Annotated in this window: 12 protein-coding genes; 7 read left to right on the top strand and 5 right to left on the bottom strand. The window is 70.6% G+C overall.

Annotated elements, in window-relative coordinates:
- The first annotated feature begins 5 nt into the window (after positions 1 to 5).
- From KY661_RS02765 to KY661_RS02785, 5 genes are all read left to right on the top strand, one after another.
- Complete coding sequence (locus KY661_RS02765; protein WP_075010278.1) at positions 6 to 353, top strand: lycopene cyclase domain-containing protein; 348 nt, start codon at positions 6 to 8, stop codon at positions 351 to 353.
- On the top strand, positions 350 to 1,027 hold the full coding sequence (locus KY661_RS02770; RefSeq protein WP_225408699.1) for a lysophospholipid acyltransferase family protein: 678 nt from the start codon (positions 350 to 352) through the stop codon (positions 1,025 to 1,027). The genes KY661_RS02765 and KY661_RS02770 overlap by 4 nt, the downstream gene beginning before the upstream one ends.
- Complete coding sequence (locus tag KY661_RS02775; RefSeq protein ID WP_225408700.1) at positions 1,024 to 1,887, top strand: MerR family transcriptional regulator; 864 nt, start codon at positions 1,024 to 1,026, stop codon at positions 1,885 to 1,887. The genes KY661_RS02770 and KY661_RS02775 overlap by 4 nt, the downstream gene beginning before the upstream one ends.
- Positions 1,888 to 2,014: 127 nt before the next feature.
- Complete coding sequence (locus KY661_RS02780) at positions 2,015 to 2,908, top strand: MerR family transcriptional regulator (protein WP_225408701.1); 894 nt, start codon at positions 2,015 to 2,017, stop codon at positions 2,906 to 2,908.
- A 166-nt stretch (positions 2,909 to 3,074) separates the two neighbouring features.
- A complete protein-coding gene (locus KY661_RS02785) occupies positions 3,075 to 4,253 on the top strand; it encodes a S8 family peptidase (protein ID WP_225408702.1) in 1,179 nt (392 codons plus the stop codon).
- A gap of 111 nt (positions 4,254 to 4,364) precedes the next feature.
- Here the strand turns inward: KY661_RS02785 and KY661_RS02790 are convergent, their stop codons facing one another.
- Positions 4,365 to 5,165: a tetratricopeptide repeat protein gene (locus KY661_RS02790; protein ID WP_225408703.1), complete on the bottom strand. Its 801-nt coding sequence runs from the start codon at positions 5,163 to 5,165 to the stop codon at positions 4,365 to 4,367.
- Positions 5,166 to 5,277: 112 nt separating this feature from the next.
- Between KY661_RS02790 and KY661_RS02795 the strand changes: the two genes are divergently transcribed.
- Both KY661_RS02795 and KY661_RS02800 read left to right on the top strand, forming a co-directional pair.
- A complete protein-coding gene (locus KY661_RS02795) occupies positions 5,278 to 5,985 on the top strand; it encodes a 2OG-Fe(II) oxygenase (RefSeq protein WP_075010199.1) in 708 nt (235 codons plus the stop codon).
- Between the two features lie 11 nt (positions 5,986 to 5,996).
- Positions 5,997 to 6,728, top strand: coding sequence for a YqjF family protein (locus KY661_RS02800; RefSeq protein ID WP_225408704.1), 732 nt, complete (start codon positions 5,997 to 5,999; stop codon positions 6,726 to 6,728).
- 16 nt (positions 6,729 to 6,744) lie between these two features.
- On the opposite strand, the gene KY661_RS02805 is transcribed toward KY661_RS02800, so the two are convergent.
- The 4 genes from KY661_RS02805 to KY661_RS02820 all read right to left on the bottom strand — a co-directional run bounded on the left by KY661_RS02805 (position 6,745) and on the right by KY661_RS02820 (position 11,400).
- Entirely contained in the window at positions 6,745 to 7,977 is a 1,233-nt protein-coding gene (locus KY661_RS02805; RefSeq protein WP_225408705.1) for an MFS transporter, read from the bottom strand.
- A 79-nt stretch (positions 7,978 to 8,056) separates the two neighbouring features.
- Entirely contained in the window at positions 8,057 to 9,031 is a 975-nt protein-coding gene (locus KY661_RS02810) for a hypothetical protein (RefSeq protein ID WP_225408706.1), read from the bottom strand.
- A gap of 211 nt (positions 9,032 to 9,242) precedes the next feature.
- Positions 9,243 to 10,223, bottom strand: coding sequence for a hypothetical protein (locus KY661_RS02815; protein WP_225408707.1), 981 nt, complete (start codon positions 10,221 to 10,223; stop codon positions 9,243 to 9,245).
- Between the two features lie 199 nt (positions 10,224 to 10,422).
- On the bottom strand, positions 10,423 to 11,400 hold the full coding sequence (locus tag KY661_RS02820) for a hypothetical protein (protein WP_398577128.1): 978 nt from the start codon (positions 11,398 to 11,400) through the stop codon (positions 10,423 to 10,425).
- Positions 11,401 to 11,434: the final 34 nt, after the last annotated feature.

Below are 11,434 nucleotides of genomic sequence, written 5' to 3' on the forward strand. Positions count from 1 at the left end.
GCGGGCTGATGGAGGGCCGCTGGGCGTACCTCATCCACCTGCTGGGCTGGGGCCTGCCCGTCATCCTGATGCAGCTCGGGGTGCTGTTCTTCCACTACCGGGAGCGCTCCTGGGCGGTGCTGCGGGCGGTGCTGCCCCCGGCCTTCATCATCGGCGTGTACCTGTCGGTGGCGGACCACCTGGCCATCGCCGCGGGCATCTGGAACTTCGGCGAGGGCAAGCACCTCGGCGTGTACGTGGGCATGGTGCCCCTGGAAGAGGTGCTCTTCTTCCTGATGACCAGCGTGCTGGTCTCCCTGGGGCTGTCCCTGTTCACGGCGCTGGTGAACCGGCGGGAGGCCCGGGTGCCTTGATCCACGCGCGGAAGGGAGGGCCACTCGGCTGGGCGCTGGACCGGTACGTGGGCTGGAAGTTCCGGTCCATGTTCCGGGGCCTGTGGGTGCGGGGCACGCTGCCCGCGGGCCCCGAGGCCCGCCTCGTCTACATGAACCACTCGAACTGGTGGGATGGCTTCGTGCTCCACCAGCTCGGGCAGGTGGCCGGGTGGGACGCGTACTGCCTGATGGAGGAGAAGAACCTGCGGCGCTACCGCTTCCTGGCGCGCATCGGGGCCTTCAGCATCCGTCCGGGCGAGGCCGCCTCCGCGATGGAGTCCCTGCGCTACGCGCGCGAGCTGATGCGCAAGCCCCGGGCCGCCATCGGCGTCTTCCCCGAGGGGGAGCACCGGCCCTTCGGCGTGCTGCCGCTGCGGCTCGAGCGGGGGGTGGAGCTGCTGGCGCGGGCAGGCCGGGTGGAGTGCCTGCCGGTGGCGTTCCGCTACGCCTTCTTCGAGCACGAGCGGCCCGAGGTGCTGGTGGAGGTGGGCCCCCCGCACGGCCCCGGGCCCCTGCCGCTGTTCCAGTCCTCGCTGGAGGCGGTGGTGCGGCGGGTGGCCTCGGCGGTGAGCCCGGAGGGCTTCACCCTGAAGGTGTCGGGGGGCAGCGGGGTGGCGGAGCGGTGGGACACGGTGCGGGGAATGCGGGCATGAGCCTGCTGCGCATCCGCACCATTGCCCGGCTGACCGGCATCCGCGAGGCCACGCTGCGCGCGTGGGAGCGGCGCTACGGCTTTCCGCGCCCGCACCGCAGCGAGAACAACTACCGCGCCTACACGCGCGAGGAGGTGGAGAACATCCGCCGGGTGGCGAGGTTCATCGAGGAGGGGCTCTCGGTGAGCGAGGCCATCTCCCAGGTGAAGGCCTTGCCCGCGCGCGAGCTGCCTCTGGAGGGGACGCTCCCGGAGCGCTTCTGGGCCGCGGCCAAGCGCATGGACACGGACGAGGCGCTGCGCGTGCTGGACGAGGGCCAGGCCGCCATGGACGTGGACACGTACTGCGAGGGCCTGCTGCTGCCCCTGCTCCGGGAGATGGGGGAGCGGGTGGACATCGCCCGGGAGCACCTGGCCTCGGCGTTGATCCGCCAGCGGCTGAGCGCGCTCCTCGCCGCGGAGGGCGCGCGCCAGGAGGGCCCCCGGGCGGTGCTCGCGTGCCCGGCGCGGGACCACCACGAGGGGGGGCTCCTGGCGCTGGGGCTGTTCCTCAAGCGCCGGGGCTGGCGGGTGACGGTGCTGGGCGCGGACACGCCCGCCGAGGCGCTGCACAGCGCGTGCGCGCAGGTGGCCCCGGACCTGGTGGCGCTCTCCTTCGTGCGCCGCCGGGAGCCGGAGGAGATGGTGCAGGTGCTGCGCGAGGCGGTGCAGGCCTGTGCCCCCGTGCTGGTGGTGGCGGGGGGGCCGGGGGCGCGCGAGCACCTCAAGGCCATCTTCTCGTGTGGGGCGCAGTATGCCGAGACGGCCAGCGAGCTGATGGCGCTGTGGCAGCAGGCCCGGGGCGCGCCCAACGGCACCTGAGCGGGAGGCCTGCGCCGGAGCCCCCGGGCCTGCCCGGTTGCGTTACGCGAGGGCCGCCGGTATGCGGAGGGCCTCCCGTCCGTGGATCCGCGGCGCGAGGGACTCGAACCGGAAACCCCCTGCCCGCATGGCCGAGCGCACCTATCGCATCCACACCGCCGCGGAGCTGTCGGGGGTCAGCGCGGAGCTGATCCGCGCCTGGGAGCGCCGCTACGGCGTGCCCCGCCCCCAGCGCACGCCCGCGGGCTACCGCGTCTACACCGGGCAGGACGTCGCGCTGCTGCGGCGGATGAAGCAGCTCACCGGGGAGGGCATGTCCATCCGGGAGGCCGCCGCGTGGGCCTCGCGCGAGGCGGCCCGGGGCCCCGAGCCTCTGCCCGGGCGGGACGGAGGCGATGGCCCGCGCCCGGAGGCCTGGCGCGAGGCGGTGCTGGCGGCGGCGGAGCGCTATGACCAGGTGGCCGTCTCCCAGGTGCTGGACGAGGTGCTGGCGGCGCTGCCGCCGCTCAAGGCCTTCGACGAGGTGCTGGCGCCGCTGCAGCGCGCGGTGGGGGACCGCTGGCACGCGGGCACGTTGACGGTGGCCCAGGAGCACCTGGTGTCCCAGGTGGTGCGGGCGCGGCTGGTGGGCCTGCTGCACGCGGCGCCGCAGAACGCGGGGCACCGGCACGCGGTGCTCGGGTGTTTTCCGGACGAGGAGCACGAGGTGGGGCTCCTGGGGACCGCCCTGCGGCTGCGGCACGCGGGCCTCCAGGTGAGCCTGCTGGGCCCGCGCGTGCCCGTGAAGGAGCTGGGGCTCATGGTGGCGCAGCTCCGCCCCCACCTCGTGGGGCTGTCCGCGGTGGCGGACCCGGGCGCGGCCGCCTTCGAGCAGACCCTCGGCCCGCTCATGGCCGCGCTGCCCCCGGGCGTGCCCGTGTGGGTGGGCGGCCCCGCGGCCCTGCGCCATGCCTCGCTGTGCGAGCGGCACGGGGCCCGGGTGTTCCGGCCCGGGGACGACTGGACCGCCCTGTGGGCCTGAGCCCGGAAAGAGGCGTGTCCAGGCCAGGCCGGCAATTCACGGTATCAGCGTAAAAAATTGCTAAGAGCGAAGACTCGTTTTCTCGTAGTTCGGACTTGAGTAAGAAATTCTTCTTCTGTACTTTGCGCGCGCTTCACCCAATCCCCCGATGTTTCAGGAGTTCCCTATGAAGACCGTGCGCAATACGCTTTTCCTTGGTACTGCTCTGGCCCTGGCCGCTTGCGGTGGTGAGCTGAACGACGCCGAGATGATGGACGGCTCGGACATCAGCCAGACCGAGGCCCCCCTGATGCTGGCCCCCGCCGGCACGGCCATTCCGGGCTCCTACATCGTCGTGACGAAGCAGGAGGGCGGCCTGCGCCGCGCCGCGCTCGCCTCGCGCATCAACACGCGCCACAACTACAGCGTCATCAACGGCTTTGCCGCCGACCTGACCGCGGAGCAGCTGGCCGAGGTCCGCAAGGACGCCAACGTCCTGTTCGTCGAGGAGGACGCGGTGGTGAAGCTCGAGGTCACCCAGTCCCCCGCCACGTGGGGCATTGACCGCATCGACCAGGTGAGCCTGCCCCTGAGCAACAGCTACACCTACACCACCACCGCCTCCAACGTGACGGCCTACGTCATCGACACGGGCATCCAGATCAACCACTCGCAGTTCGGTGGCCGCGCGGCGGTGGGCTACGACGCGATCGGCGACGGCCAGAACGGCAATGACTGCCAGGGCCACGGCACGCACGTGGCGGGCACCATCGGCAGCGCCACCTACGGCGTGGCCAAGGGCGTCAAGCTGCGCGCGGTGCGCGTGCTGAACTGCTCGGGCTCCGGCTCCAACTCGGGCGTCATCGCCGGCATCAACTGGGTGACGACCAACCACGTGAAGCCCGCGGTGGCCAACATGAGCCTCGGCGGCAGCGCCTCCTCGGCGGTGAACACGGCGGTCACCAACCTGTCCAACGCGGGCGTGTTCGTCGCGGTGGCCGCGGGCAACAGCAACGCCAACGCCAGCGGCTTCTCGCCGGCGAGCGCCCCGGCCGTCACCACGGTGGGCGCCTCCACGAAGACCGACGCGCGCGCCTCGTACTCCAACTACGGCAGCCTGATCGACATCTTCGCGCCGGGCACCGACATCACCTCCACCTGGATCAACAGCGGCACCAACACCATCAGCGGCACCTCGATGGCCTCGCCGCACGTGGCGGGCGTGGGCGCGCTCTACAAGGGCACCTACGGCGACGCGTCCTCGGCCACCGTCGACAGCTGGATCAAGACCAACGCCAGCATCGGCAAGATCACCGGCGCCCCGTCGGGCACCACGACCAACCTGCTGAACAAGAAGGCGCTGTAATCACTCAGCGGCTTTCTCTGTGAAGGCTCCCGGGGATCGTGGCTTCGTGCCGCGGTCCCCGGTGTCTTTGCGGGGTGCTCCCGCCCCGGGGCCAGTGCCTGGCGCGGGACTTCAGGGCGCCGGGGCGGCGGGCGGGCGCTCGGGCAGGGTGTGCTGGAGATCCTTCGCCAGCCCGGTGACGCTCGGCGGGAGCTGAGGGTCCTCCGCGAGCGCGCGCAGCCGCTTCTGGCCCTCCTCCTCCTGGCCCTCGCGGCGCAGGAGCGTGGCCTGGTGCACGAGCAGCAGGCCCCGCGTCTCCTCATCCGGCTTCAGGGCCAGCGTCTTCTCCACGAGCGTGCGGGCCTTGGCGATGTTCTCCTCGGCCATGGCCAGCTCCTGCCAGGCGGGGACGAACTGGGGCGCGCGCTGGGTGAGGGCCACCAGCTTCTGGTGGGCCTGCTTCGGGTCCCTCAGCTGCCGCAGGGCCAGGAAGTCCCGGAGGGTGCCGGGCGGGACGGTGCCCGCCTTCTCGCGGCGCAGGCTGTCGAGGAACTTCTTGCTCTCGGAGAAGCCCCGTGGGGCGCGCGCGTCCAGTTGCTCGAAGGTGGCCAAGGCCTGGGCGGTGTCGCCCAGGAGCACGTACGTGTAGCCCGTGTCGTAGAGGGGGATGAGCCAGTCCGGGGCCGCCGCCTGGGCCTGCTGGAAGAGCTGGAGCGCCTCGGGGAACTGGCCCTCCTGGCCCCGGGCGCGGCCCTGCATGTGCAGCGCCATGGCCTCGGGCGGAATGGGCGGCGCGGTAGGAAGGGCGGGGGCGGAGAGGGCGGGCGCTGGGGCGGTGGCCACCGGGGGCGCGGGGGGCGGGCGGGGCTTGTCCTGGCACGAGCAACCCCCGGTGCAGGCAAGGGTGGCGAGCAGGGCGAGGAAGCGGCGCATGGTGGGAGATCCTCCGGAGGCGCGCGACTATAGCAGCCGCGTTCCCCGCCTCGGTGGCCCCCTGGGGGGGCGCCGTTTATAATCGAGGCACAGGCGCGCGGCCTCCCTCCCCATGACCGACTTCATCGAGATTCACGACGGTGTGCTGGACCCCAAGCTGTGCCAGGACATCATCGACCGGTTCAACCGGAGCTCCCACGTGCAGCGGGGCCGCATCGGCCACGGCGTGGATACCACCAAGAAGGACAGCTACGACCTGTGCATGAACCTCACGCCGGAGTGGGAGGACCTGGTCCGCGTGCTGATGGACCGCACCTTCCCGCCGCTGCGAAGCTACCTGCGCAAGTACCTGTACACCCTGATTGGCGCCGTCTCCCCGGCGGTGATGGACCCCAAGACGGGCAAGCGCGTGGCGCTGACGGAGGAGAACTTCGCCGCCCTGGGAGACCCGCTGCTGGATCAGCTCGTGGGCTACTTCTACCGCTACGGCTACCTCAACGTGCAGAAGTACATCCGGGGCTCGGGCGGCTACCCGCACTGGCACTCGGAAGTCTATCCGAAGGATGCGAGCTGTGATCCGCTGCACCGCGTGCTGGCGTTCCAGTACTACCTGAACGACGTGAGCCAGGGCGGCGAGACGGAGTTCTACTACCAGCAGCGCAAGGTCGAGTCGAAGGCGGGGCGGCTGCTCATCTTCCCCGCGGGCTTCACCCACACCCACCGGGGCAACGTGCCGGAGTCCGGCGACAAGTACATCATCACCTCGTGGGTGCTCTTCCAGCGCGCCGAGACGATGTACGGCAACAACCCGCCCACGTGAGCGCCCCCGCCATGGACCGCCTCGCCCCCACCCGCAGGCCTGACGCGCGCGTGGTGATGTACCAGCGCTGGCGCAAGCTGCTCTTCCTGCACTGGGAGCTGCCCGCGGAGGTGCTCGCGCGCGCCCTGCCCCCGGGGCTCTCGCTGGACACGTACGAGGGGCGGGCGTTCATCGGGCTGGTGCCCTTCACCATGCAGGGCGTGCGCCCGGCGCTGCTGCCCCCCTTCCCCCCGCTGTCGAACTTCCACGAGACGAACGTGCGCACGTACGTGCACCGCGAGGGGAAGGACCCGGGGGTGTTCTTCTTCAGCCTGGATGCGGCCAACGGCATCGCCGTGCGGCTGGCGCGGGCCTGGTACAAGCTGCCGTACTTCTACTCGCGGATGACGCTGGCGGACGGCACGGCGGGCGGCTGGCGAACGTACCGCTCCGAGCGCCACTGGCCCGCCCCCGTGCCCGCCACGCTCTCCGTGCGCGGCCTGGCCGAGGGCCCCGCCGCGGCCTCCACCCCCGGGACGCTTCAGCACTTCCTGATGGAGCGCTACTTCCTCTACACCGCGCACGGCGGGGCGCTCCTGCGCGGCCAGGTGCACCACACGCCCTACCCGGTGCGCGGCGCGAGGGTGGAGGGGCTGGAGGAGAGCCTGCTGGAGGCGGCGGGCTTCCACCGTCCCCCGGCCGCCCCGCTGGTGCACGCCTCGGACGGGGTGGACGTGGAGGTGTTCGCGCTCCAGCGCGTCTGAGGCCCGCGCCGGGGGCTCACCGCTCCTGCGGGCCCTCCTCGTAGTCGAGATCCCGGTGGAACGTCTCCTCGATGCGCGTGAGCGCCAGCAGCGCGAGGCCGAAGCAGATGCTCCCCACGAGCAGCGCGGCGCTCGCCACCGGCATCTGCCCCTTGAGCACCGCGAAGCCGCTGGCCGCCAGCGTCGCCGAGCCGCGCACGAAGTTGGGCACCGTGGTGGCCACCGTGGCGCGGATGTTGGTGCCGAACTGCTCGGCCGCCATGGTGACGAGCACCGCCCAGTAGCCCACGGTGATGCCGATGAGGAAGCTCAGCACGTAGACGGCGGTGCTGGTGAGCCCCGAGGCGAGGCCGTACACGAGCATCAGCCCGAAGCCCGCCACCAGGTTGAGCGCCACCGCGCGCTTGCGGCTCTTGAGCCACTGGCTGAACAGGCCCGAGAGCAGGTCCCCCAGCGTCAGCCCGATGGAGCCGTACAGGATGGCGTTGCCGGCCGTCACCGGGCCCTGGACGTTCAGCCCCGCGGTGAGCTCCGGGGCGAAGGTGAACAGGATGCCGGTGGTGAAGTAGATGGGCACCCCGATGAGGATGCAGCAGATGTACTTGAGGAACCGCCCGCCGCGCAGCAGCAAGAGCGGGTTGGCGCGCGACGGGTCCGTCTTCTTGGTGAACAGCTCGGACTCGGACACCTTGAAGCGCGCGAACAGCAGCGCCAGCCCCATCACCCCGCCCGTGAGGTAGGCCGTCTTCCAGTACAGGTGCTGGCCGATGAGCGCCGCGGCGACGATGCCCAGCATGCCCAGGGTGGCCACCACCGTGGTGCCCAGGCCGCGCTTGTCCTTGGGCAGGGACTCGGCCACCAGGGTGATGGCGGCGCCCAGCTCGCCCGCCAGGCCCAGGCCGCCCAGGAAGCGGCAGACCGCGTAGCTCGTCGCGTCCCAGGCGAACGCGTTGGCGATGTTGGCGAACGAGTAGAGCAGGATGGAGCCGAACATCACCGAGAGCCGGCCCCGCTTGTCGGCGAGGATGCCCCAGACGAGGCCTCCCACCATCATGCCGATCATCTGGCTGTTGTAGATGAGCAGGCCCTTCTCGAGGATCTGCGCCGGATCCGTGATGCCGATGTCCTTGAGCGAGGCCACACGCACCACCCCGAACAGGGTGATGTCGAACAGGTCCACGAAGTAGCCCAGGCCGGCGACGAGGACCGTCAGATTCAGTACGGAGCGAAGTTCACGCAGGAATTTCATGTTGAGCGGGCAGGGAAGCGGGGCGGACGCATCCTGAAGCATCCCCCCGCTTTCACAAAGCCCGTCCGCTGCGGGGATTTCAAGCGCACGGCCCGCAGTCGGCCGCGCAGCTGTTGAAGGTCTTCCCGGTTCCGCAGCTCTCGGAGGCCTGGCACACCCCGTCCCCGCATTGGTGGATGTCCGGGCGCTGCATCCGCGTGGTGAGCGCCGGGTAGCTCACGCCGTTGCGGCTGCACTCGGTATAGGCGCCCAGCGCCTTGTCCCAGGTGCAGGCGTTCTTGCAGGAGCCCACGTGGCGGATGGGCGCGCACGAGGGGGTGAAGTCCCGGGGCGCCAGGCCGCAGGTGCGCAGGCTGCTCTCCACGTTCTTCAGCTGGGTGCTGCCGTGGGCCGCGAAGGTGCCCTCGTCCGTGAAGAGGTTGCCGAAGAAGCACGCCTCCTCCTCGGTGTACGTGGCCAGCTCCTCGGGCGTGGAGGCGATGGCCTCCCCCTGGGCGGTCCGCCCCTGCACGGAGAGGGGGACGTGCTTGCCATACGCGTTCACGTGCGCCGCGAGGCACGCGGAGATGATCTGCTGCTCGGCCACCGTGGGCAGGCCGCCCGAGGCCCAGCCCGGGGCGAGCCCGAGCACGCCGTGCCAGGTGTGGGTGATGCCCGTCACGGGGTTGGTGAAGGTGCGCGTCTGGCCGCCCGGCACCGCGCACTGGATGAGGTAGTGCATGGTGACGTCCCGGACGGACGGCTCCCCGTTGAACCAGTCCTGGAACGCGGCGGTCTCCAACCCATCGACGTTCAGCCCGTTGACGGTGAGGCCGTTGACGTTCAGCCCATTGACGGTGAGGCCGTTGACGGACAGGCCCAGCGAGGTGTGGAGCCCTGCCGCCTGGGTGCCTTGCGGGGGCTCGGCGCCCCACCCGGCCTCCCCGGGAGACACAGGGCCGCAGCCCACCGTGTGCAGCACCACCAGGCCCAAGAACAGTCCCCCGCTGAACGCGGAGCGGACTTCACGCATGACGCGGCGGCTCGGCCGAGTCCCGGCTTGCATCGTCTTCATGTTTTTAACCCCCCCCAAGGCCGCCGTGGAGACCACGGTGGCCAGTGCGCCTTCTCAGGGTTCCCCGGAGAGAACCGCCAAAGACGGCGCTGTAAAGGAATACGGGGCTCGGCGCGAGGTGGTCAACGGTGCGGCCACTTGTCCGATGGGTCTTGGGGTACCTAGAACAGTCCGCAATCCGGGTTAGGTAGGAATGAACGGAGAGTGGCCCTCAAGCACAGGGGCCGCAGTCGGCGGCGCAACTGTCATAGGTGGTGCCCGTGCCGCAGCGCTCGGTGAACTGGCACGTGCCATCGCCACACCGGTAGATGTCCGAGGGCAGGATGCGCGTGGTGAGCGGTTGGTAGGGCACCCCGTTGTAGGTGCACTGCGTGTAGAAGAGCCCAGAGGCATCCCGGGTGCAGTGGTCCGCGCAGAAGCCCACGTGGGCCATGGGCGCGCACTCGGTGGTGCCGTGCTGCGAGGACAGGCCGCAGGCCCGGGTGGTGCTCTCCGCGGCGTTCAGCGTGGGGCGGTCGGTCGCCGCGAAGATGCCGCCGGAGGAGGCGAAGAGGTTGCCGAAGAAGCAGGCCTCCTGGGCGGAGTGCGAGGCCAGCTCCTCCGGGGTGGTGGGGATGGGCACGCCCAGGGCTGTCTTTCCCAGCACGGAGATGGAGACGGCCAGGCCGTACTTGTTCGTATGGGCCGCCAGGCACGCGGAGACCACCTGCTGCTCGGCCACCGTGGCCGGCGTGCCCCCCGCCCAGCCCGGGGCGAGCCCCAGCTGCCCCGGCCAGCGGTAGGTGACGCCCGTGGTGGGGTGGGTGAAGGCGCGCTCCTGGCCCGCGGGCACCGCGCACCGGACCACGTAGCGCATGACGGTGTCCCGCACGGTGGGGTCCGCGAGGAACCAATCGCGGAACGCCGTGCTGGACAGGCCGTTGACGGACAGGCCGTTGACGGACAGGCCGTTGACGGACAGGCCGTTGACGGACAGGCCGTTGACGGACAGCCCGTTGGTGGAGCGGATCTGCGGGCCGCCCAGCGCTTCTTCCTGAAGGCCCCAGGCGTCCCCTTCCTCCCCGGGAACGACGGGGCCGCAGCCCTGCGCGGACAAGACAAGCGTTTGCAACAAGAGCCCTGCGGCGAAAGAACGAAGGACTGCCCGCACGGCGCGACGGTTCTGCCGGATCCCAGCCAGCTTGCTGATCATGTTTTTCCCCCCCCAAGGCCGCCGTGGAAGCCACGGCCGCCAAGGCGCCAGTTCCAGCGTTCCTGGAGAGAACCGCTAAAACCGGCGCCACAGAGGAGTACGGACGACACAGTCGGCTGGTTAATCCTGCGGCCAGTTGTCCGAGGGTCGCTGCTTACCCGGAAAAAATAGCAAGCTTTGCTAGAACGGTAATTCGACCTTAGTCCAAGTCCTTCGGGCAGGCGCCGCAGTCGGTGGCGCAGCTGTCGAAGGTGTTGCCCGTGCCGCAGCTCTCGGTGTGCTGGCACACGCCGTCACCGCACCGGTAGATGTCCGTGGGGAGAATGCGCGTGGTGAGCGGCCGGTACGTCACGCCGTTGAGGGTGCAGTGGGTGTAGTACGTCCGCGTCGAATCCAGGGTGCAGAAGTCGGCGCACGCGCCCTCGTGGGCGATGGGCGCGCAGCCGGAGCCCTCGCTGCGCGAGGACAGGCCGCAGGCGCGCGAGGTGCTCTCGCTGTCGTGCAGCTCGGGCCGGTCGTTCGCCGCGTGGATGCCCTCGTCCGTGAAGAGGTTGCCGAAGAAGCACGCCTCGCGCTCGGAGTACGTGGCGAGCTCCCGGCCGGTGTAGGGGATGGGCAGCCCCAGCGCGTCGCGGCCCAGCACGGAGATGGGGATGTGCAGGCCGAACTTGTTCGCGTGCGCCGCCAGGCACGCGGTGATGGCCTGCTGCTCACTGAGGCTCGGCGGCAGCCCCGCGCTCCAGCCCGGCGCCAGCGCCAGCTGCCCCTGCCAGGTGTGGTGCCCGCCCGTGTGCGGGTTGCTCCACGAGAGGCTCTCCGACTCGGCCATCGCGCAGCGCACCACGTAGCGCATGGTGACTTCGTTGAGCGATGGATTCAGGTTGAACCAATTGCGGAAGGCCTGCGTGGACAGGCCGTTGACGGACAGGCCGTTGACGGACAAGCCGTTGACGGACAAGCCGTTGACGGACAAGCCGTTGACGGACAGGCCGTTGGGAGACTGCAGGCTCTCGGCGCTCTGGCGCGTGGCGCGGACCGGCGCGGCGCGCTCGTCCTCGGGCTCACACCCTGCCGCGGCCCCCAGCAGGCAGGCCAGGGTCAACCCCCGTCTTGCCCACGGCATTGGACGCCGGTTTGAGACATTGCTGCCTTGCTTCGTGTTCGGCACTTGCTGCATGGCGGTCCCCCCCAGGGTTGAAACCGGCCGTGAC

It is taken from the genome of Allostigmatella hybrida, assembly GCF_020103775.1.
Classification (GTDB): Bacteria; Myxococcota; Myxococcia; order Myxococcales; family Myxococcaceae; genus Hyalangium; species Hyalangium aurantiaca.